General features: G+C 72.0%; 17 protein-coding genes and 1 pseudogene. 9 read left to right on the plus strand and 9 right to left on the minus strand.

Features of this window, described 5'->3' with window-relative positions; all coding sequences use genetic code 11:
- Positions 1 to 53: 53 nt before the first annotated feature.
- The 8 genes from ACZ6YG_RS11960 to ACZ6YG_RS11995 all read left to right on the plus strand — a co-directional run bounded on the left by ACZ6YG_RS11960 (position 54) and on the right by ACZ6YG_RS11995 (position 10,790).
- The gene (locus tag ACZ6YG_RS11960; protein ID WP_466017972.1) at positions 54 to 1,970 is read left to right on the plus strand and encodes a S9 family peptidase; all 1,917 of its coding nucleotides are present in this window, start codon (positions 54 to 56) and stop codon (positions 1,968 to 1,970) included.
- A complete protein-coding gene (locus ACZ6YG_RS11965) occupies positions 1,934 to 3,247 on the plus strand; it encodes a serine hydrolase domain-containing protein (RefSeq protein WP_466017973.1) in 1,314 nt (437 codons plus the stop codon). The genes ACZ6YG_RS11960 and ACZ6YG_RS11965 overlap by 37 nt, the downstream gene beginning before the upstream one ends.
- 5 nt (positions 3,248 to 3,252) lie before the next feature.
- Positions 3,253 to 4,095 (plus strand): serine hydrolase, encoded by an 843-nt coding sequence (locus tag ACZ6YG_RS11970; RefSeq protein ID WP_308248869.1) that lies wholly within the window; start codon positions 3,253 to 3,255, stop codon positions 4,093 to 4,095.
- Between the two features lie 23 nt (positions 4,096 to 4,118).
- Positions 4,119 to 5,705, plus strand: coding sequence for a PucR family transcriptional regulator (locus ACZ6YG_RS11975; protein WP_271276219.1), 1,587 nt, complete (start codon positions 4,119 to 4,121; stop codon positions 5,703 to 5,705).
- Positions 5,706 to 5,800: 95 nt separating this feature from the next.
- The gene (locus tag ACZ6YG_RS11980; protein WP_466017974.1) at positions 5,801 to 7,360 is read left to right on the plus strand and encodes an ABC transporter substrate-binding protein; all 1,560 of its coding nucleotides are present in this window, start codon (positions 5,801 to 5,803) and stop codon (positions 7,358 to 7,360) included.
- Entirely contained in the window at positions 7,361 to 8,299 is a 939-nt protein-coding gene (locus tag ACZ6YG_RS11985; protein ID WP_261808607.1) for an ABC transporter permease, read from the plus strand.
- Positions 8,299 to 10,107 carry a dipeptide/oligopeptide/nickel ABC transporter permease/ATP-binding protein gene (locus tag ACZ6YG_RS11990; RefSeq protein WP_466017975.1) on the plus strand — a complete coding sequence of 603 codons (1,809 nt, stop codon included), beginning with the start codon at positions 8,299 to 8,301 and terminating at the stop codon, positions 10,105 to 10,107. The genes ACZ6YG_RS11985 and ACZ6YG_RS11990 overlap by 1 nt, the downstream gene beginning before the upstream one ends.
- Entirely contained in the window at positions 10,104 to 10,790 is a 687-nt protein-coding gene (locus ACZ6YG_RS11995; protein WP_466017976.1) for an ABC transporter ATP-binding protein, read from the plus strand. Before ACZ6YG_RS11990 ends, ACZ6YG_RS11995 begins: the two co-directional genes overlap by 4 nt.
- 76 nt (positions 10,791 to 10,866) lie before the next feature.
- Here the strand turns inward: ACZ6YG_RS11995 and ACZ6YG_RS12000 are convergent, their stop codons facing one another.
- Together ACZ6YG_RS12000 and ACZ6YG_RS12005 are read right to left on the minus strand one after the other, a co-directional pair.
- The gene (locus ACZ6YG_RS12000) at positions 10,867 to 12,357 is read right to left on the minus strand and encodes a hypothetical protein (RefSeq protein ID WP_345482589.1); all 1,491 of its coding nucleotides are present in this window, start codon (positions 12,355 to 12,357) and stop codon (positions 10,867 to 10,869) included.
- Positions 12,357 to 12,968, minus strand: coding sequence for a hypothetical protein (locus tag ACZ6YG_RS12005; protein ID WP_271276224.1), 612 nt, complete (start codon positions 12,966 to 12,968; stop codon positions 12,357 to 12,359). Before ACZ6YG_RS12005 ends, ACZ6YG_RS12000 begins: the two co-directional genes overlap by 1 nt.
- Before the next feature lie 464 nt (positions 12,969 to 13,432).
- On the opposite strand from ACZ6YG_RS12005, the pseudogene ACZ6YG_RS12010 reads away from it, so the two are divergent.
- Positions 13,433 to 14,714 (plus strand): annotated as a pseudogene (locus tag ACZ6YG_RS12010) (IS701 family transposase).
- An 18-nt stretch (positions 14,715 to 14,732) separates the two neighbouring features.
- Here the strand turns inward: ACZ6YG_RS12010 and menC are convergent.
- The 7 genes from menC to ACZ6YG_RS12045 all read right to left on the minus strand — a co-directional run bounded on the left by menC (position 14,733) and on the right by ACZ6YG_RS12045 (position 21,427).
- Entirely contained in the window at positions 14,733 to 15,833 is a 1,101-nt protein-coding gene (menC, locus tag ACZ6YG_RS12015) for an o-succinylbenzoate synthase (protein ID WP_271276226.1), read from the minus strand.
- Positions 15,830 to 16,594 (minus strand): GNAT family N-acetyltransferase, encoded by a 765-nt coding sequence (locus ACZ6YG_RS12020; protein ID WP_397196884.1) that lies wholly within the window; start codon positions 16,592 to 16,594, stop codon positions 15,830 to 15,832. The genes menC and ACZ6YG_RS12020 overlap by 4 nt, the downstream gene beginning before the upstream one ends.
- A gap of 133 nt (positions 16,595 to 16,727) precedes the next feature.
- Complete coding sequence (locus ACZ6YG_RS12025; protein ID WP_466017977.1) at positions 16,728 to 17,798, minus strand: M24 family metallopeptidase; 1,071 nt, start codon at positions 17,796 to 17,798, stop codon at positions 16,728 to 16,730.
- Positions 17,795 to 18,706, minus strand: coding sequence for an ABC transporter ATP-binding protein (locus ACZ6YG_RS12030; protein ID WP_148032065.1), 912 nt, complete (start codon positions 18,704 to 18,706; stop codon positions 17,795 to 17,797). Before ACZ6YG_RS12030 ends, ACZ6YG_RS12025 begins: the two co-directional genes overlap by 4 nt.
- Complete coding sequence (locus ACZ6YG_RS12035; protein WP_219544323.1) at positions 18,703 to 19,476, minus strand: ABC transporter ATP-binding protein; 774 nt, start codon at positions 19,474 to 19,476, stop codon at positions 18,703 to 18,705. The genes ACZ6YG_RS12030 and ACZ6YG_RS12035 overlap by 4 nt, the downstream gene beginning before the upstream one ends.
- On the minus strand, positions 19,473 to 20,348 hold the full coding sequence (locus ACZ6YG_RS12040; RefSeq protein WP_148032063.1) for an ABC transporter permease: 876 nt from the start codon (positions 20,346 to 20,348) through the stop codon (positions 19,473 to 19,475). Before ACZ6YG_RS12040 ends, ACZ6YG_RS12035 begins: the two co-directional genes overlap by 4 nt.
- Positions 20,345 to 21,427, minus strand: a complete 1,083-nt coding sequence (locus ACZ6YG_RS12045) for an ABC transporter permease (protein ID WP_271276229.1) — start codon at positions 21,425 to 21,427, stop codon at positions 20,345 to 20,347. The genes ACZ6YG_RS12040 and ACZ6YG_RS12045 overlap by 4 nt, the downstream gene beginning before the upstream one ends.

Here is a 21,427-nt window from a genome sequence, read left to right on the forward strand (position 1 = left end):
GGTTCGTCCTGCAGACCGAAGAAGGCGTGACGGTGCTGGCCTAGCGTTCGCTCATGCCCCGCATCACGCTGGACGACCTGTTCCGCCTGGCCGTGCCGTCCGATCCGCAGCCGCGACCGGACGGCGGCGCGGTCGCGTACACGCTCACCACGGCCCGGCGCGAGCCGGACGGGAACCACGACGAGATCTGGCTCGCCGCCCCCGGCGCGGAGCCCCGGCGGCTCGCCGAGGGGAGCTGCCCGCGCTGGTCGCCGGACGGGCGCACCCTGGCGTACCTGCGGTCCGTCGAGGGCCGGCCGCAGATCCACCTGCTGCCCATGGACGGCGGTGAGCCGCGCGTCCTCACCGCCGCGCCGCTCGGAGCGGGCGCGCCGGTGTGGTCGCCCGGCGGCGACAGGATCGCGTACGCGGGTCCGCACGGCGAGCTCGACCCGCACGCTCCCGTGGTGGCGGACCGGCTGGACTACAAGGCCGACGGCGCCGGGCTGCTGCGCGGGATCACCACGCAGGTCTTCGTCGCCGAGGTGACGTCGGGGGAGACCGTCCGGCTCACCGAGGGCGGCTTCCACGCGGGGGAGCCTTCGTGGGCGCCGGACGGGGAGCGGCTGGCGTTCACCGCCGGGATGGAGCCCGACGGCGACCTGCGGCTGTCGAGCTCGGTGTACGCGGTCGAGGCGGGCGGGGGTGAGCCGAAACGGCTGACCGGTCCCGAGGTGATCGCCAGCGGTGTGTGGTGGCTCGGCGGGCGGCTGGTGGTGGCCGGGCCGGTCGAGCCGGTCGGGCACACGCGGCTCCACCTGGTGGAGGCGGACGGGGCGCGGGAGCTGGAGACCGGGCTGGACCGCAACGTCATGGTGGGCGCGCCCGGCTACCCCGGCGCCGCGCCCCGGCTCGCCGGCGGGCAGTTGCTGTTCGCGGCCCGCGACCGCGGCTGCACGCACCTCTACACCGTGCCCCTGACCGGAGGGACGGCGGTGAAGGTCGTCGGCGGCGACGCCGTGGTGGCCGGTGCGGGCACCGCAGCCGGAAAGCTCGCGTACGTCGCCGCGACGGCCCGCAGCGCTGGCGAGGTGTACCTGACGGATCTCCCGCCGGGCGGAACATCCGAGACATCGGGAGAGTCACCGCCGGACCCATCCGAGACCCCGGCGCCAGAGGGCGCGCTCACCTCGTACGCGCTCGCCGGGGTGGACCTGTTCACCCCCGTCCGCCGCACGTTCACCGCCGCCGACGGCACGCCCGTCGAGGGGTTCGTGCTGCGCGACGAGACGATGGACGGGCCGGGGCCGCTGCTGCTCGACATCCACGGCGGCCCGCACAACGCCTGGGCGCCCGTCTTCGACGGCGCGCACCTCTACCACCAGGTGCTCGCCGCACGCGGCTGGACCGTGCTCACCCTGAACCCGCGCGCCAGCGACGGGTACGGTGAAGCCTTCTACAAGGCGGCGGCCGGAGCCTGGGGGCTGGCCGACACCCAGGACTTCCTGGGCCCCCTCGACGACCTGGTGGCCGAGGGCGTCGCGGACCCGGAGCGGCTGGCCGTCACCGGCTACAGCTACGGCGGCTACATGACCTGCTGGCTGTCCACGCGGACCGGGCGGTTCAAGGCCGCCATCCCCGGAGGTGCCGTGACTGACCTGGTCAGCATGGGTGGAACCTCCGATATGGGATATTTCCTGAGAATGTTTGAATGCGGGGGTGACGTCGTACCCCAGTCCCCGCTCACCCACGTGGACGACGTCACGACCCCCACCCTCCTGCTGCACGGCGACACCGACGACCGCTGCCCCGTGGGCCAGGCCGAGCAGTGGTTCGCGGCGCTGCGCGAGCGCGGCGTGCCCGTCCGGCTGGTGCGCTATCCAGACGCCTCCCACCTGTTCATCCTCAACGGACGCCCCTCACACCGGTTCGACTACAACGAGAGGATCATCGCGTGGCTGCAGCAATGGGTCACCGGCTCGCCGAGCTGATCGCCGAATACGAGGTGCCCGGCGCGGCCCTCGCCTACCTGCACCAGGGGGAGCTCCACGAGTTCGCCGCCGGGGTGCTCAACAAGGCGACGGGGGTCGAGAGCACCCCCGACTCGCTGTTCCAGATCGGCTCCGTCACCAAGGTGTGGACCGCCACCCTGCTCATGCAGGACATCGAGCAGGGCAGGCTCACCCTGGACACGCCCGTCGTCGACGTACTGCCCGAGTTCAAGGTCGCCGACCCCGAGGTGACCAAGACCGTCACGATCCGCCACCTGCTCTCCCACACCAGCGGCATCGACGGCGACCTGTTCCTGGACACCGGCCGCGGCGACGACTGCGTCGAGAAGTACGTGGCCGCCTGCGCCGACCTGGCCCAGAACCACCCGCTCGGCGTCACCCAGTCCTACTGCAACTCCGGCTTCATCGTCGCCGGCCGGGTGCTGGAGAAGCTGGCCGGCAAGCGCTGGGACGACGTGCTGCGCGAGCGGATCATCGAGCCGCTCGGCCTCACCCACACCGCCACCCTGGCCGAGGACGTGCTCCGCTTCCGCGCCGCGATGGGCCACATGGAGAACGGGGACCCCGCCCCGGTCTGGGGGCTCATGCGCTCCGCCGGACCCGCCGGGCTCATCTGCGCCCGCCCCGCCGACGTGGTCGCCTTCGCCCGCGCCCACCTCGAAGGCGGCCTGCTGGAGAACCCGGCCGCCATGTGGGAGCCGCAGATCGACATCCCCAACCCGCACACGCTCGGCAGGCAGTGGGGCATCGGCTGGATCCTCGACGAGTGGGACGGCCGGAAGGTCGTCTCCCACGGCGGCAACACCATCGGCCAGCACGCCATGCTCTGGATGCTGCCCGGCACCGGCACCATCGCCTGCGTCACCGTCAACGGCGGCCACAGCGGCGCGTTCACCCACCGGGTCGTCACCGAGCTGTTCGCCGAGCTCGACGGCGTCACCGTGCCCGCCAGGCTGGGCCCGCCCGAGCAGCCCGTCCAAGTCGACTCCGCCCGTTACGCCGGCGTCTACGAGCGCGCCGGGTCCCGCATCACGATCGGCGAGCGCGAGGGCGGGCTGCGGCTGCGCATGGAGTCCACCGGCGAGCTGGCCGCGCTGGACGAGCCCGTCGAGCTGGACCTGCGGCCCGTCGACGAGGTCACCTTCGTCGGCCGCAGGGACGGCGACCCCGACTGGCTCTCGGCCGTGTTCTTCGAGCTGCCCGACGGCTCCCCGTACGTGCACCTGGGCGCCCGCGCCACGCCCCGGACGGGCTGAAAGGCGTGCGTGAGGTGTTCGAGGGCGCGGGCGCGCGGGGTTTCCTGCACGCCCGCGACGTCGACGGCGACCGCGAGACATGCCTCGACGCGGACGAGCCCGTCGTCCTCGCGTCCGTGTTCAAGATCGCCGTGCTGCTGGAGTACGCCCTGCAGGCGGCGGCGGGCGAGCTGGCGCGGACCGAGCGGCTGACCGTCACCGCCGCCGACAAGGACGGCGGCATCGGCACCTCGGGCTGCGCCGACGACGTCTCGCTCACGCTGCGGGACCTCGCGCACTTCATGATGACGATGAGCGACAACGCGGCCACCGACGTGCTGCTGCGCCGGGTCGGCCTGGACCGGGTGCACGCCACGCTCGCCCGGCTCGGGCTGCGCCGCACCCGGCTCATCGGCGGCTGCGCCGAGCTGTTCGCCCAGGTCGAGGCCGAGCTCGGCACCGTCGAGCTCGACGGGATGCCGCGCGAGCTGATCGAGCCGCTGGCCGTGCGCGACCCGGCGCGGACCACGTCGGGAACGCCGCGCGAGATCACCACGCTGCTCGCCAGGATCTGGCGGGACGAGGCCGGCCCCGCCGAGGCGTGCGCCGAGGTCCGCGCGGTCATGGGCAGGCAGATCTGGCCGCACCGGCTCGCCTCCGGGTTCGGCGACGAGGTCCGGGTCTCCGGCAAGACCGGCACGCTGTGGGGGGTGCGCAACGAGGCCGGCGTCGTCGAGTACCCCGACGGCGGCCGCTACGCCGTCGCGGTGTTCCTGCGCACGGACAAGCTGGGCGGGCGCGACCCGGCCGCCGACGCGGTGATCGGGCGGGCCGCCCGGCTGGCGGTGGACCGGTTGCGCGGCCCATGACGGCCGCCCCCTATGGTGAGTGGATGACCACCCGCCCGCGCGCCAGCCTGGGGCGGATCCTGCAGGACCTGGGCAGCACCGTCCTCGACGTGGCCGCCGCGCCCGGCGACCTCGACGCCGAGGTCACCGGCGTGCACATCTACGACCCGCACGACGAGCCGATGGTGGCGCCGGGCGGGATCGTGCTCGCCGTCGGGGTGCGCGGCGCCGACGGCGTCCGCGCCCTGCTGGAGCGGGCGCCGCGGGCGGCGGGCATCGTCGTCAAACTGCCGGTCGAGGTGGACGAACGGGTCCGCGCCGCGGTGACCGAGACCGGAGTGGCCGTGCTCGGCCTCACCCGCGCCGCCTCCTGGTCGCAGGTCGCCGCGCTGCTGCGCTCGCTGCTGGCCGAAGGCGACCTGGACGGGCCGGAGGACGAGCCGCAGGGCGACCTGTTCTCCCTCGCCAACGCCGTCTGCGCGCTGCTCGACGCGCCCGTCACCATCGAGGACCGCTCCTCCCGCGTCCTGGCCTTCTCCGGCCGGCAGGACGAGGCCGACCCCGGACGCGTCGAGACCGTGCTCGGCCGCCAGGTGCCCGAGCGCTACCGGCGCATGCTCGACGAGCGCGGCGCGCTCAAGGAGCTCTACCAGAGCCGCGACCCCATCCACATCGAGCTGCCCGCCGACATGCTCGACCGGGCCGCCGTCGCCGTCCGCTCCGGCGACGAGATCCTCGGCTCGATCTGGGCCGCGGTGGGCGAGCCGCTCACCGAGCAGCGGCAGCGCGCCCTCGCCGACGCCGCCAAGATCGTGGCGCTGCGGCTGCTGCGCGACCGGGCGGGCGCCGACGCCCAGCGGCGGCTCCGCGCCGACCTGCTGTCCACCGTCCTCGCCGGCGGGACGGGCGCGGCCGAGGCGGCGGGCCGGCTCGGCATCGCCACCCAGCGGCTGTGCGTGCTCGCCGCCCAGCTCACCGACCAGCAGGAAGGCGACCCCGCCCGCGGCGAGAGCGACCGCCAGCGCTTCTGCGACGCGCTCGCCCTGCACGTCGCCACCATCCACCCGAAGGCCGCCGCCGCGCTCGTCGGCTCCGTCGCGTACGCCGTGCTGCCGCTCACCGCGGGCCCGGAGGACGAGGAGGCCCGCGCGGTGCGCATCGCCCAGGACTTCCTGGCCCGGGTCGGCCCCCGCCACCCCGCCAACATCGGCGTCGGCCGGCTCGCCGGCACCCTCGCCCAGGCGTCCAGGTCCCGCGCCGACGCCGACCGGGCGCTGCGCGTCCTGCGCGCCCGGGGCACCTCCGGCCAGGCCGCCGGCTACACCGATGTCCACTTCGAGTCGCTGCTGCTGCAGGTCGCCGACGTGGCCGGCGCCGAGGAGCAGACCCCCACCGGCCCCTACCAGCGGCTGCTGGAGCACGACCGCGAGCACGGCAGCGAGCTGGCCGCCACCCTGCGGGCCTACCTCGACGCGTTCGGCGACGTGAACGCCGCCTCGGCGCGCGTCCACGTGCACGCCAACACCTTCCGTTACCGGCTCAAGCGGCTCGTCGAGATCAGCGGCCTGGACCTGTCCGACCCCGAGGCCAGGCTCACGGTCATGCTGCAGATGCGGATCTTCGGGCCGTAGCACGACGGCGCGCGCGGATTTCGTGGGCGGGCACGAAGAACGAGCCGCCGCAAGCGGAAAAGGTGGGGCATCACCTCCCACCTCCCGGAGTTCCCATGAAGAAAGCAGCAGGCGCCGCCGCGCTGGCCCTGTTGGCCACCGCATGTGGCGCGGGCACGCCCGAGGCGGCGCCCACGTCCACCGGCGGTACGTTCACGTACGCGATCCCGGCCGACCCCGGCGTGCTCGACCCCGCGACGGGCGTGCTGTCGGTCACCAACACCGTGCTCTCGATCGCGTACGACACGCTCGTGCGGGCCGGCGAGGACGGCGGCATCGTCCCCGGGCTCGCCGAGAAGTGGGACGTCAAGCCGGACTCCGTCACCTTCACCCTGCGCAAGGACGTCACCTGCTCCGACGGCTCCCCGGTCACCCCCGAGGACGTGGCAGGGACTATCAACCACATCGCCGACCCGGACACCAAGTCGCCCGTCTACGGCGTGTTCGTACCGGTGGGCATGAAGGCGGAGGCCGGCGACGGCACCGTCACGCTGTCCACGCCGGAGCCGTTCGGCTTCATCCTGGAGAGCGCCAGGAGCATCTTCATCGTCTGCGGCAAGGGCGTGGAGGACCGCTCCCTGCTCGCCCGCGGCACCTCCGGCTCCGGCCCGTACGTGCTGTCCGAGGCCGCGCCCGGCGACCACTACACGTTCAAGGTGCGCCGGGACTACGCCTGGGGGAGCAGCGGCACCGGCGCGGACCTGCCCGAGCAGGTCGTGCTCAAGGTCGTGCCGAACGAGCAGACCGCCGCCAACCTGCTCGTCGCCGGCACCCTCAACGGCGCCCAGTTCCTCGGCCCCGACCGCGCCCGCATGGAGTCCACCCCCGGCATCGGGCAGATCGTCACCCCCGTCGGCAACGGCCAGTTCTTCTACCACCAGGGCGACGGCCGGCCCGGCGCCGACCCCGCCGTCCGCAAGGCGCTCACCCAGGCGCTCAACCTGACCGAGCTGGGCGGCATCGCCTCCGGCGGCACCGGCCGGCCCGCCACCGGGCTCGTCGTCGAACCCCGAGCCTGCCCCGGCGACACCGTCACCGGCCACGTGCCCGCCTTCGACGAGGCCGCGGCCGCCGCCGCGCTCGACGCCGCCGGCTGGAAGCCCGGTCCCGACGGCATCAGGGTCAAGGACGGCGAGCGGCTCAGCCTGCGCCTGCTCTACGCCACCACCCGGGGGCCGGGCGTGCAGGCCGCCGCCGAGTACATGGCCGCCGCCTGGAAGAAGGCCGGCGCCGAGGTGAAGCTCAACGGCGTGCTCGACACCAAGCTGTCGGAGTCGCTCAACGTCACCCAGGACTGGGACGCCGTCTGGCTGCCGATCACCGTCACGCTGCCGTCGCAGCTCGTCGGCTTCCTCTCCGGCCCGGCCGCGCCCAAGGGCGCCAACTTCGCCCACCTGGACAACGACCGCTACACCGAGCTGGTGACCGAGGCCAACGGCACGCCCGGAGAGGAGGGCTGCGCGCTCTGGGGCCAGGCCGAGTCCGCCCTGTTCGAGAGCGCCGACCTGGTGCCCGTCGTGGGGAACACCACGCTCATCGCCACCAAGAACGCCGCCTTCCGGATGGCCGGCGGGCTGTTCGACCCGAGCTCGTTCCGGCTCACCCAGGGAGGCTGAGTGCGCCGTCCGCTCATCCGGCGGCTCGTCCGGTTCGCGGTGTCGCTCGCGGTGCTCGTGCTGGCCGCGTTCGCGATGATCCACCTGATCCCCGGAGACCCCGTGCGGGCCTCGCTCGGCCCGGCCGCCCCGGTCGAGCTGGTCGAGACCCGCCGGGCCGCGCTCGGCCTGGACCTGCCGCCGCACGAGCAGCTCGCCGCCTACGTGTCGGGGCTGGTGACCGGCGACATGGGCACCTCGTTCCTCACGGGGGAGCCGGTCACCGCCGTGATCGCCGCCCGGCTGCCCAACACGCTGGCGCTCGCCCTGCTCGCCACCGTCGTGGCGCTGCTCGCCGCCGTCCCGCTCGGCATGTGGGCCGCCGTACGGACCGAGAACGGCCGCAACCGGGGCACCGAGGCCACGTTCGGCTCCGTCACGAGCGCCGTGGTGGCCATCCCCGAGTTCCTGTACGCGATCGCGCTCGTGGCGGTGTTCGCCATCGGCCTGGGGCTGCTGCCGCCCGCCGGGAAGGCCGGGCCCGAGTCCTACCTGCTGCCCGTGCTCGCGCTGGCACTCGGACCGGCCGCCATGATCGCCCGCATCGCCCGGGTCGAGACGCTGCGCGTGCTCGGCACCGACTACGTCAGGCTGGCCAGGGCCAAGCGGCTGCCCGCCGCCCGGCTGCACCTGCGGCACGTGCTGCCCAACACGCTCACCGCCACCCTCACCCTGGGCGGGCTGCTGCTCGGCTCGCTCATCGCCGGCAGCGTGCTGGTCGAGTACGTCTTCGCCTGGCCAGGGCTCGGAGGGAAGATCGTCGAAGCGATCACCCAGAAGGACTACCCGGTCGCCCAGGGCGTGATCCTCGTCTACGGCACCATCGTCCTGCTCGTGAACCTCCTGGTCGACGTCGTGCTCGGCGTGCTCGACCCGACCTCCGCCATCAAGGAGTCGTGATGCTCCGCACCCCCGCGGCCATCGCCGGCGCCGCCCTGGCCGCGCTCATGGTGGTGCTGGCCGTGATCGGGCCGCCCATCTGGGGGGACGCGGCCGAACTCGTCGACGCCGGCGCGATCCTGCAGGGCTCCTCGGCCGCGCACCCGCTCGGCACCGACAACCTCGGCCGCGACCTGCTCGCCCGCGTCCTCGTCGCCGGCCGGTACTCGCTGCAGCTCGCGCTGGCCGCCGCGCTCATCGGCGCGAGCGCCGGCATCGTGCTCGGCGCGCTCCCGTCCGTGCTGCCCGCCCGCGCCGGACGGCTCGTCACCGGCGCCGTCAACGCGCTCGTCGCCTTCCCCGGCCTGCTGCTGGCCATGTTCACCGCGGTGGTCGCCGGGCTCGGCGCGCGCGGCGCGGTGCTCGGCATCGGCGCGGCCATCGCCCCCGGCTTCGCCCGGCTCACCCAGACGCTGGCCGCCTCCGTGTCCGGGGCCGACTACGTGGCCGCGGCCCGCATGCTGCGCGTGCCGCGCCACCGCATCCTCGCCCGGCACGTGCTGCCCAACATCGCCGAGCCGCTCATACTCAACCTCACCCAGGCGCTCGGCGGGGCGCTGCTCGGCCTGGCCGGGATGTCGTTCCTGGGTCTCGGTGTGCAGCCGCCGGACTACGACTGGGGCAGGCTGCTCTTCGACGGCTTCGGCCGCATCTACATCCACCCGGAGGTCGCGCTCGGCCCGGCCGCCGCCATCGCGCTCGCCGGCATCGGCTTCAACCTCCTCGGCGACGCCCTGGCCAGGCGGGCCGCCCGCACCCCCGTACGGACTCCGCGCTCCCGCCAGGACCGGCCGGCCGCCGCCGCGGGCGGGGGGGAGACCGAGCCCGGCGCCGTCCTCGACGTCGCCGGCCTCACGGTCACCTTCCCCGGCGGCGTCACCCCGGTGCGCGGCGTGTCACTGAGCGTGCGGCCCGGCGAGATCGTCGGACTGGTCGGCGAGTCGGGCAGCGGCAAGTCGCTCACCGCCGCCGCCGTCGGCGGGCTCGTCCCGTACCCCGGGACCGTCAGCCACGAGCGGCTGCGGCTGTGCGGCGAGGACGTGGCGGACCTGAGCCGCAAGCAGCTCGGCACCTCCCTCGCCATGGTCTTCCAGGACCCGATGGCCTCGCTCAACCCCGCGCTCAAGATCGGCGGCCAGCTCGCCGAGGTCGCCGTCGTGCACCAGGGCGCCACCCGCGAGGACGCCCGGCGGCGCGCCGTCGACCGGCTCGGCCACGTCCACCTGCCGGAACCGGAGAAGCAGGCCGCGCGGCACCCGCACCAGCTCTCCGGCGGCATGCGCCAGCGCGCCGTCATCGCCATGGGCCTCATGGGCGACCCCAAGCTGATCATCGCCGACGAGCCCACCACCGCGCTCGACGTCACCGTCCAGCGCCAGATCCTCCGCCTGCTCCGCGAGGTCGTCGAGGAGAGCGGCGCGGGCGCGCTGTTCATCTCCCACGACATCGCCGTGGTCGGCGAGCTGTGCGACCGGGTGGTGGTCATGTACGCGGGCCGGGTCGTGGAGGAACTGCCCGTGGACCGCCTCGCCGACGGCGCCGCCCACCCGTACACCCGGGCGCTCATCTCGTCCCTGCCCGACATGGACACCGACCGGGCGCTCCCGCTGGCCAGCATCCCCGGCCGCCAGCCGGCGCCCGCCGAGGTGGGCGCCGGCTGCGCGTTCGCCCCCCGGTGCCCCCTCGCCACCGGCCGCTGCGCCACCGACCGGCCCGCGCTGGAGGCACACGGCCACGACCACCGGGTCGCCTGCTGGGAGGCTTCGTGAGAATCGACGACCTGACCGTCCGGTACGGCACGTTCACCGCCGTCGACGGAGTGACCCTGGAGATCCCGCCCGGCCGCATCGTCGGGCTCGTCGGCGAGTCGGGCAGCGGCAAGTCGTCCGTGGCCCGCGCCGTCAGCGGCCTCGTCCCGCACACCGGCAGCGTCACCGGCGCCTCCCGCATCCAGATGATCTTCCAGGACCCGTACGCCTCGCTCGACCCGCGCATGCGCGTCGGCGACTCCGTCGGCGAAGCCCTCCTCCACCTCCCGCGCCGGGCCCGCGCCGCCGAGGTGCCCCGCCTGCTGGGCATGGTGTCCCTGCCCCCGGAGACGGCGCCGAGCTACCCGCGCGAGCTGTCGGGCGGCCAGCGCCAGCGCGTCGCCATCGCCCGCGCCCTCGCCGCCGACCCCGACCTCCTGGTCGCCGACGAGATCACCAGCGCCCTGGACGTGTCGGTGCAGGGGTCCATACTCAACCTGATCCGATCCCTGCGCGACCGGACGGGGCTGCCGATCCTCTTCATCTCGCACAACCTGGCGGTGGTGCGGTACGTGTGCGACGAGATCGCCGTCATGCACCGGGGGCGCGTCGTCGAACACGGCCCCACGGTGGACCTGGTCTCCAGCCCCGCCGATCCGTACACGCGGACCCTCCTGGAGGCGGTGCCGCGCCTGCGCCGCTGAAGTTTGTCGGCGTCGAACGACCCGGAGAGGTCCTGCGGCTCCTCCGTTTCCTCAGGGAGGAGGAAGCCGGCGATGTCTAGCCTTCTCTGGCCTGGAACTGATGCAGCAAGAGCTGCATGATATGGGGGTCTATATTGCTCAAAGCACCGGCTTGGGACTGGTGAGCTTCAGCCTCTTGGTCGCCGAGGATGTCCACTTGGCCGGGGGCGATGTTCAGTTGATTGATGAAGCGCTCGCCGAATTCGCGATCGAGTGACACGCCGACGAATCCCAGCCGCGTGCTGTCGCCTTCCCCGGATGCTCCCCCGCGCCTGAGCCCTCCCGGCAGCGACAGCAGCGCTCCTTCGCTGTTCAGGCCGTATGCCAGCATCTGATAGAAGCGCTGATAGAGAATCTTCCGGATTTGGCCGGGAGGTCTCAGTGCTATTTGGGATATAGCCCGGCGAGTCGGATCCGTGGCGCTGGCGGCAAGATCGAAGAACGAGGAGATGACGTAGCGCGACCTGCGCCACATGTAGACTCGGTAAGGAACTCTTGTAAGGATGAAGTTGGGGTTCGCGTTGAGCCATACCTCATCGAATGTTCTATCGCCCGCGGGATAGGCCAGATCCAATTCCTCGGCCCAGATGCCTGTGGTCCACCCATACCGCTCGCCTTCGATGATGAGTATCCTTCGAGGCAGATCGTCCAGCTCGTGGCAGGCCTGGTCGAAGATAGCCGCTATTGCGCCTACTGTCTGTTCGTGCCTTGCCCGCATGTAGCGCAGAAGGAGATTCGCATTCTCCAGCAGATACGACTCGGCGGCATTCTGGAACTGCTCGACGTAGCCTCGCTGGCGTGACAGGCCGACGATCTCCTCAGGGCTGGTGAGCGGGCCGACTTCGTCAACGAATCCGATGCCGGTGTTGCTGGGCTTCAGCAACAGGCTCCAAGGATTCGGAAACGTTTTGAACCTCAGCAGGAGATCCGGCGCCACCCTGTCGAAGTGCTGGGTGCAGAACGCACAGAAGCATGTGGCCTCCACGCGCCCCAGGCTTCCGCCCATCGGCCATAGGTCGGTCGCGTCGATGGCGATGCCCTGCAGCTTTCCCGGCTGCTGTGCGCATACTTCTCTAACGATATCGACGCCTGTGCCCAGGATGGCGGCGATCACCTCCACGCTCCGCGGATTCGCCACACACAGTTGTGGCGACGCGTCACCGAGGATGTCGCGAACCGATAGCCCTTCGCCTGGGATGAAAGACAGGTTCGGACAGATGGTGAGCACGATGCCCATGCCGCGGGAGGCGAACTCCTGGACGACGTCCTCAAAACCATTGAGGACGTTGGAGACGCTGGCATAAGTGGAGAACTTGATGCCCCGAAGTCCATCCACCCCGAAGAGAGGGCCGTCGAACTCTGTTGCCGGAAGACTCACCGCTGTGGGTTCGACACCCCACAGCTGGGTGAAGTTGGAGATCAACTCTTCAGGAGTGCGGTACCGGAGTATGGCGAGACTCGGTATCTCCAGCACTCCTTCCCCCGCGTTCTCTTTGATTCTGCTGATCGGCCATGACCTACGCGCCATCAGAAGGAACCTCCCCGTGACAGTGCCTGCCTGCCCTTGGTCGTCACTTCGTATCTACTGTCAGGGCTGGAACGCATATATCCTTCGTTCATCAACGCCTCGACTATTCTTTCGGCTGGCTCGGTATTTTCGACAGAGCTAATCGTCTCTATCATCTCGGCGTGTTTGAGCCTGCCGTTCAGCGCGTGGCCCGATCGTTGCACCAGGGCGGTCAACACACGAAGCATTTCCGGCTCTATCTGCCAGTGCATGCGCTTCTTCACCGCGCTATCCAGCTCCCGCACATCTCTCACCGCCTCCTCCACGGCCGCGTGAATCTGTTCCAGTTTCTCACTGTGGCCGGAGTTCGCAGTGTCCACGGCAGTTATCACAGTGCCGATCTCATGTCGCAGTTTCTGGGTTTCCAGGCGCAGTTTCTCGGCCTCCTGCAACGTCTTCTCGATGTCCACCCTTATCTTCTCGGCCTCGAGTGGCACCTTCGTTGCGTCAGCCCCTAGTTTCGCAATTTCGGCCGCGATCTTCCTGCGATTTGCCCATACGCCGATCAGCACGCCTATGACTGCGAAAAGTCCCCCCGTTCCCGCTGCAAGTATCCCTTGCCACCACGTCATGCATCGGATCATATACAGCGAGAATCGCCGCGCAAGCTTGTTTGTAACATATTACAAGCCTAGGTGCGCTTATTGCCTGATTGGTGCGCGCCGAAATTGTATTGATAATACATTATAGGCATATGTGCGCTTTGTCTGATTGCATTATAGAGTGGATCTTTCTCGGCCAGCTGATCAGCGGCCCCCGCGCACCGCTACAACATGGGCAGAACGTCAAACGCGGCCCCATCCCCAGAGTCCTCACGACGATCTAGGGAACAAAGAAGCAAGCCTAGTACGGCAGCCGCCATTTGCTGTGTGAGCTGGGACGACGTGGTGCCGGGCCGGGCGTGAGTTTCTGGCGGGATCCCCGTACAACGAGAGCAGCCGCTCGTGATCATGTCTGTGTGACGAGAACAAGATCCAAAGCGGCTGCTGCCCTCATCGTAGAGGCCAGGCGGGCGCAACAGAACCTCGACGACCTCATGACCGCGCTGGCCCCGATGTTCCCCCGGATCGAACCGCGACTGCAGGCCGCCAAGTACGTCCGGGCCGTGATGTCCGAGCTGCCCCGGCGCAACGGCTGGACGATCGCCGAGTGGATCGGTGACCGCCGTCCGGACGCCACCCAGCGCCTGCTGAACCGGGCCCGATGGGACACCGTGGGCGCGATGAGTACCGTCCGCCGCTTCGCTGTCACCCGGCTGGATGCCGCCACCCGGCCGGGCAGCCTGACCGTCGGCGTGCTGGACGAGTCCGGCCAGGAGAAGAAGGGCACGGCCACGGCAGGCGTCAAACGCCAGCACATGGGCTGCGCCGGCGGCATCGACAACGGCATCAACACCGTCTACCTCGCCTACGTGCGCGCCGGGGCAGGGCACGCGCTGATCGGCGCCCGGCAATGGATCCCCGCCGAGCAGATCAGCGACCCGGTCACCGCCATCACCACCGCTCTTCCGCTGGACCTCAGCTTCGCGACCAAGGGTGAACTGGCCATCGGCCTGCTGCGCGAGGCCTACGCCGACGGCGTGCGCCTGGACTTCGTGACCGGGGACGAGGTCTACGGCGCCTGCACCACGCTGCGCACCTACCTGGAAACCCACGGCCAGGCCTACGTGCTGCGCATCCGCGCCACCTTCACCCTCACCCTCGGCGGCGGCGCCTGCCTGACCTGTGAACAAGCCGTGGCCAAGCACCTGCGGCCCAAACGCCGGTGGACCATTCGCTCAGCCGGGCACGGCTCCAAGGGCGAACGCACCTATGCCTGGGCGTGGATCGCCACCGCCAGCCCTGCCCACTTCCTGCTGGTCCGCAAGCACCGCACCACCGGTGAGCTGGCCTTTCACTACTGCTTCGTGCCCGCCGGTCAGCCGGCCACCCTGGCCCGCCTCATCTCAGCCGCCGGGTTGAGGTGGCCGGTGGAGGAGAGCTTCCAGGCCGGCAAGGACCTGTTCGGCCTGGACGAGTCCCAGGTCCGCCTCTATGAGGCACTACTGCGGCACCTCGTGCTGGTCATGGCCGGCCTGGCCGTCTGCGCGGTCGCCGCCGCAGCAGCCCGGCATGGAACCGACACCCACGCCGGCCGACCCTGGCCTGATCCCATTGACGGTCGCCGAGGTCAAGCGCCTGTTCAACGCCGTCACCGGACATCCACCGACGCTGGAACACACCGTCCACTGGTCGACCTGGCGACGCCGCCATCAAGCCCGCGCCCGCTGGTTCCATCACCGAGCCCGCCTGGCCACTGCATATAGCCAGGTCAACTAATGAATGGCGGCTGCCGTACTAGAGGGGGATCCACTCCTTGGACGTGGTGATCTCGTCCAGGATGGACGGGATCGGGTCCACGCCGAGGCCAGGCCTCGTCGGCACTGCCAGGTGGCCGTCCGAGAGTTCGAAGGGCTCGGTGAGGTCGGTGGCGAAGTAGCGGCGGGAGGCGGAGGTGTCGCCCGGGAGGGTGAAGCCGGGCAGGGCCGCCAGCGCCACGTTCGCCGCCCGGCCGAGGCCCGTCTCCAGCATGCCGCCGCACCACACCGCGATCCCGTTGGCCCGGCACAGGTCGTGGACGCGGCGGGCCTCCAGGTAGCCGCCCAGGCGGCCGGGCTTGATGTTGATGATGGAGCAGGAGCCGAGGGCGATCGCCGCCGCCGCGTGCTCGGCCGACTCGATGGACTCGTCCAGGCAGACGGGGGTGCGCAACCGGCGGGCGAGCGCGGCGTGCTGGACGAAGTCGTCGTTGGCCAGCGGCTGCTCGATGAGCAGCAGGTCGAAGGCGTCCAGGCGGGCCAGGTGGCGGGCGTCGGCCAGGGTGTAGGCGGCGTTGGCGTCCACCTGGAGCAGCACGTCGTCGCCGAAGCGCTCGCGGACGGCGCGGACCGGCTCGATGTCCCAGCCGGGCTCGATCTTCAGCTTGATCCGCACGTACCCCTCGGACAGGTAGCCCTCCACCGCGTCGAGCAGCCGCGGGATCGAGTCCATGATGCCCACCGAGACCCCGCACGGCACCCGGTCGCGCGACGCCCCGAGGTAGCGGCCGAACGACTCGCCCGACGCCCGCAGCTGCGCGTCCAGCACGGCCGTCTCCAGCGCGGCCTTGGCCATCCGGTGTCCCTTGACCGGTTCCATGGCCCGGCCGGCGGACTGCGCGTCCACGCTCGCGGGCAGCCTGGGCAGGAGGAAGCGGCGGATCACCTCGGCCGCGCCGTCCACGTACTCGGAGGAGTAGAGCGGCTCCGACATGGCCACGCACTCGCCCCAGCCCTCCGCGTCGGGCGTCACCACCCGCACCAGCAGCACGTCGCGGGCCGTCTCGGTGCCGAACGAGGTGCGGAACGGGGCCACCAGCGGCATCGCGACCCGGCGCAGCTCGACTCCAGTGATCTTCACGCTCTCTCCACTACGTAGTACGACTTGTCGTGAAATCCGGTGACTCTGCGTCCCTCAGCCAGCATGTCACCCAGCGTCTCCCGTACGGCATGCCGCCAGGCCTTGGCCGTGCCGGGGTCGGTGCGGCGCAGGCGCTCGACGTCCTCGGGCACGGCGACCAGGACGGTGGCGGCGTCGGCGCGGCCGGGCACCGGGCGCCCGCCCTCGCCGGCGAGGGCCACCACCGCGTCCGGCGGCACCGGTACGGGGGAGCGCGCACCCGAGACGAGGGCCTCGACGCGCCGGTCGGTGATCGGCCAGACCGCGAGCACCCGGTCGGCCTCGTCGCCCTGGTTGATCGCGTCGTCCATGACGCCGTAGAAGGCCGGCAGGTACTCCTCGGGCCGGGCGCCCAGCTTGGCCAGATTGAAGTGGGCGTTGCGGCGCACCAGCGGGTCGAACGTCCAGGTGATCCGGCGCACCCCGCGCTCCAGCGCCCACTGCCGCTGGTGCAGCTTCAGCGCGAACCCGGTGCCGGGGGAGCCCAGCACGCCGGTGATGTGCGAGTGCAGCGTGGCGTCCGCGCCGAAGAACGCCACGGACGCGCCCACCAGCCGCTCGCCGTCGAAGGCGCCCGCCACGTAGTTGCCCGCGTGCGCCATGGCCAGCATCAGCTCGGCGGTGATCGGCCGCCCGGCCGGCTCGAAGTGCCAGATGTCCTCGAACAGCGCCATGACCTGCTCGAACTCCGCGATGCCGTGGAGCTCTCTGATGGCGTTCAAAGCTGTCGGCCCTCTCCGTGGGTCGGATGTCACCGCGACGTTATGCCACCGCACCCCCGCCGGGATTCGTCCGGGCATACCAAGACGGCGGGCTTCTTCGTCGCCCCGCCCGAGGAGCCCGCTCTGGGCGGGGTCAGCGTTCGAGGACGGGGAGGGAGGAGGGGGCCGTGGTCAGGGGGCGGGGGCCGGATTCCGTGCACGCCACGATGTCGGCCACCCGGGCGCCGAACAGGTCCGGTACGTAGATCGCCGGTTCCAGGCAGAGCACCATGCCCGCTTCCAGCGGCGTGTCGTCGTCCGCGCGCAGCCGGGGGCCCTCGTCGGCGCCCAGCCCGACGCCCCGGCCAGCCCCGGGCGCCGCGAACCGGCCGTAGCCGCTGTCGTCGACGGCCTGCGCCACGGCCGCCGCCACCGCCGCGGCCGGCACGCCCGGCCGGGCCGCCGCCATCCCGGCGTGGCGGGCCGCCACCACGACCGAGTACACGGCGTCGTAGTCCTCCGGCGGCTCGGCGACCGCGAACACCCGGGCCACCTCGGCGCAGTAACCGTCCCAGCGCGCGCTCAGCGACACCAGCAGCGCGTCCCCCGGATTGATCACCCGGTCGGACGGGACGCTCCCCGGCGCGGCGGTGCCGGGACCGGCCGTGACCCGCACCGACAGCACCTCCTCGCACCCCGCCTCCAGCGCCAGCACGAGCAGCCGGGTCGCCATGGCCCGCTCGGTGGCGCCGAACCAGGACAGCTCGGGGGCGCAGGCCAGCACGGACTCGGCGGCGAGGGCGGCCCGCTCGACCATCGCGACCTCGTACGGCTCCTTCCGCAGCCGCAGGGGCGCGAGCACCTGCGCGGCCGGGACCAGTTCCGCGTCGACGGCCAGCCCGAACAGCTCCCGCACCCGCATCTCGGGGTCCACTCCGACCCGCCGCACCCCCGGCGGCAGGTACGGGCGCGGGTCCGCGGTCTCGGCGGCCCCGTCCATCGTCACCACGAGGAAGCCGTCACCGCGCCCGCCGAGAAACCGGAAGTCCGGCGAGGGCCGCAGCACCAGCGCGTCGATCCCGTCCGCCGCCATCCCCGCCCGCACGGCACTCAGCCGGTCCCCTCCGGAGACCGGAACGGACACGGCGGGGCGCGTCCGCTCCTCCCGCACGCCGCCCACCGGCCGGAGGTCCGGCGAGGGCTGGGAGGGGTCCGGCGGGGTCACGACGGCTCGTGCAGCCAGCAGGCGACCGGCCCGAACTCCGGCTCCTTGACCCGGCACACGTCCATCACCAGCGGGCACCGCGGATGGAACCGGCACCCCTGCGGCGGGTCCGCCGGGTCGGGGACGTCGCCCGGCAGCTCGGCCGGCAGCACCCCCATCCCGTCCGGCTTCGGGATCGCCCCCAGCAGGGCCTGCGTGTACGGGTGACGAGGCTCGGCCCACACCTCGGCCGTGTCGCCCACCTCGACGATCCGCCCCAGGTACATGACCGCGATCCGGTCGGCGATCAGCCGCACCACCGACAGGTCGTGGCTGATGAACAGCAGCCCCGCCCCCGAGGAGACGGCCAGGTCCCGCATGAGGGTGGCCACCTGGGACTGGGCGGAGGCGTCCAGCGCCGAGATCGGCTCGTCGCCGATGAGCAGCCGCGGCCGCGCGGCCAGCGCCCGCGCGATCGCGATCCGCTGCCGCTGCCCGCCGGAGAACTCGTGCGGGTGCCGGGAGGCGAACTCGCGCGGCAGCCCCACCCGCTCCAGCAGGTCGGCCGGACTGCTCGTGGCGTCGCCCGCCACCCGCAGCCCGTCCGCGATCTGGTCGCCGACGCGGCGGCGCGGGTTCAGCGACGCGTACGGGTCCTGGAACACCATCTGGACCCCGGTCATCGTCCTGCGGCGCAGGCCCAGCGGCGTCACCGGCGTCCCCTCGAAGCTGATCGACCCCGAGGCGGCCCGGTTCAGCCCGACCACGGCGCGGGCCAGCGTGGACTTGCCGCAGCCGGACTCGCCGACCAGGCCCACCACCTCGCCCGCGCGCACCTCCAGGCTCGCCCCGGCGACCGCCCTGACCACGGGCCGGCCGGGGGTGCGGTGCTCGACCACAAGGTCGTCGATCTTCAGCAGGCTACTCATGAGACCTCCGCGTCGGGCAGCGACGCCAGCAGCGTGCGAGTGTACGGGTGATCCGGCTCGCGCAGCACCCGGGAGCGCGGCCCGGTCTCCACGACCAGGCCGTCCTTCATCACGCTCACCTCGTCCGCGACCGCCGACATGACGCCCAGGTCGTGCGTGACCAGCAGCACCGCCAGGCCCAGCTCGTCGCAGAGCCCGCGCAGCAGCCGCAGCACGCCCGCCTGCACGGTCACGTCCAGCGCGGTCGTCGGCTCGTCGGCGATGAGCACCTTGGGGGAGCAGGCCAGCGCCACCGCGATCGCGATGCGCTGCCGCATGCCGCCGGAGAACTGGTGCGGGTAGCGCCGGTACGCCTCCTCCGCGCCGGGGATGCGCACCTTGCGCAGCAGCTCGACCGCCCGGTCCCGAGCCTCGGCCCTGCCGAGGCCGAGGTGGTGGCGCATGTGCTCGGTGAGCTGCCTGCCGACGGTCAGCATCGGGTGCAGGCTGGTGGCCGGGTCCTGGAAGACCATGGCGACCTCGCCGCCGCGCACCTTGTTCAGCTCCTTGGGCGGCAGCGTGAGCAGTTCGCGCCCCTCCAGCGCGATGCCGCCGGTGACGCGGGAGCCGTGCGGCAGCAGGCCGAGCACGGCCAGCCCGGTCATGGTCTTGCCCGAGCCGCTCTCGCCGGCCAGGCCGTGCACCCGGCCGGGCTCCAGCGTCAGGTCCACGCCGCGCAGGATGTCCTTCCCGCCGATCGTCACCTTCAGGTCAGTGATCGCCAGCGTCACAGCGCACGCTCCTTGATCGCGCGAGCGGTACGGGGGTCCAGGGCGTCGCGGAGGGTGTCGCCGAGGAAGTTGAACGCGAGCACCACGGTCAGGATCGCCAGGCCCGGGAAGGTGGCGACCCACCAGCTGTCGAACACCTCGACGCCCGACGACACCATCGCCCCCCACTCGGGCGACGGCGGCTTGGCGCCCAGCCCCAGGAACGACAGGCCGGACAGCAGCAGCAGCGCGGTGCCGATGTCGAGCGTGGCCAGCACCAGGATGGGGCCGGTCACGTTCGGCAGCACGTCCACGCGGAGCGAGCGCCACGCGGAGAAGCCGAGCAGCCGCCCGCTCAGCACGAACTCCCGCTCCCGCACGCCCAGCACCAGCCCGCGGGTGACGCGCGCGTACGCGGGCCAGGCCACGACCAGCACGGCCAGCACCGCGTTGGTGAGGCTGGCGCCGAGCGCCGCGGCCACCACCATGGCCAGGATCACCGTCGGGAACGCGAACACCAGGTCCGCCAGCCGCATGATCGTCTCGTCCACCCATCGGCCGAAATATCCGGCGCAGGCGCCGAGGAGACCGCCGATCAGCAACGACAGCGCCACCAGCGCCAGGGTCAGCGGGATCGACACCCGCGCCCCGTGCATGACCCGCGACAGGATGTCGCGCCCGAGCTGGTCCGTGCCGAACCAGTGATCGGGCCCCGGCGGCGCCAGCCGCGGCAGCTCCTGGGCGAGCGGGTCGTGCGGGGCCAGCCAGGGCGCCGCCACCGCGATCACCAGCCAGGCCACCGCGATCACCACGCCGGACACGGCGAGCGGCTGCCGCCAGGCCTGCGGCAGCCGGCCCAGCAGCCCCTTGCGGGCCAGGGGATCCCGCCTCATCGCAACCTCACTCGGGGGTCGATCACGCCGTACAGGACGTCCACGATCAGGTTGATGACCAGGTACACCACGCCCACCACCAGGCCGACGCCCATCACCGCGGGCAGGTCGAGCGTGGTGGCGCTCTTGTAGGCGTACTGGCCGATGCCCGGCCAGGCGAAGATGGCCTCCACCAGGACGGTGCCGGACAGCAGGCTGCCGAACGCCAGGCCCGCCACCGTGATGACCGGCACCAGCGCCGAGCGCAGCACGTACCGGAACAGGATCACCCGTCCCGGCAGGCCCTTGGCGCGGGCGGCGCGCACGTAGTCCTGGCCGAGCACCTCCAGCACCGCCGAGCGGGTGAACCGGGTCAGCAGCCCGATCGTGTAGAGCGCCAGCACCAGCGCGGGCGTGATCAGGTGGCCGACGGCGGAGCCGAACACGTCCCACTGGCCGGCCAGCAGCGCGTCCACCGTGTGCAGCCCGGTCACCGGGGGCGGCGCGCCGAGCGCCGGGTCCACCCGGCCGCTGCCCGGGGTGATCTGCAGCCGGTAGAAGAACACGTAGAACGCCACCAGCGCCAGCCAGAACGTCGGCACCGAGATGCCGATCAGGCTCAGCAGCCGCAGCAGGTGGTCGGAGAGCCGGTCGCGGCGCAGCGCGGCGATCACGCCGAAGGCCACGCCGAGCACCAGCGAGATGAGGATGGCCGCGCCAGCCAGCTCCAGCGTGGCCGGCACCGCCTCCGCCAGGTCCTGGCTGACGGGCCGGTGGCTCTGCTGGCTGTCGCCCAGGTCACCCTGGACCAGCCCCTGCAGGTACAGGCCGTACTGCTCCCACAGCGGCTTGTCCAGCCCGTGCTCGGCCCGCCACTGGGCGACGATCTCCGGGTCGTTCATGGCCCGCTGGCCCAGGTTCGCCGCCACGGGGTCGCCCGGTACGAGGTTCGTCAGCACGAACGTCACCAGGGTGACCCCCCACGCGAGGAGGATGGCCATCAGCACCCGGCGGATCAGGAACCGGGCCAGCGGCGGCAGCGCCGGCCGCCGGGGGCGCGGCGGGGTGACCGCCGCGCCCTTCTCCACGCTCGCGGGCAC

The organism is Nonomuraea sp. NPDC054003 (assembly GCF_055585125.1).

What these genes read in the sequence shown, in the direction of transcription:
- ACZ6YG_RS11975 (WP_271276219.1), top strand. Translation starts at nt 4,119, where the DNA reads ATGACCACCCGCCCGCGCGCCAGCCTGGGGCGGATCCTGCAGGACCTG.
- ACZ6YG_RS11990 (WP_466017975.1), top strand. Translation starts at nt 8,299, where the DNA reads ATGCTCCGCACCCCCGCGGCCATCGCCGGCGCCGCCCTGGCCGCGCTC.
- ACZ6YG_RS11960 (WP_466017972.1), top strand. Translation starts at nt 54, where the DNA reads ATGCCCCGCATCACGCTGGACGACCTGTTCCGCCTGGCCGTGCCGTCC.
- ACZ6YG_RS12040 (WP_148032063.1), bottom strand. Translation starts at nt 20,348, where the DNA reads ATGAGGCGGGATCCCCTGGCCCGCAAGGGGCTGCTGGGCCGGCTGCCG.
- ACZ6YG_RS12000 (WP_345482589.1), bottom strand. Translation starts at nt 12,357, where the DNA reads ATGGCGCGTAGGTCATGGCCGATCAGCAGAATCAAAGAGAACGCGGGG.
- ACZ6YG_RS12005 (WP_271276224.1), bottom strand. Translation starts at nt 12,968, where the DNA reads ATGACGTGGTGGCAAGGGATACTTGCAGCGGGAACGGGGGGACTTTTC.
- ACZ6YG_RS12030 (WP_148032065.1), bottom strand. Translation starts at nt 18,706, where the DNA reads ATGAGTAGCCTGCTGAAGATCGACGACCTTGTGGTCGAGCACCGCACC.
- ACZ6YG_RS11980 (WP_466017974.1), top strand. Translation starts at nt 5,801, where the DNA reads ATGAAGAAAGCAGCAGGCGCCGCCGCGCTGGCCCTGTTGGCCACCGCA.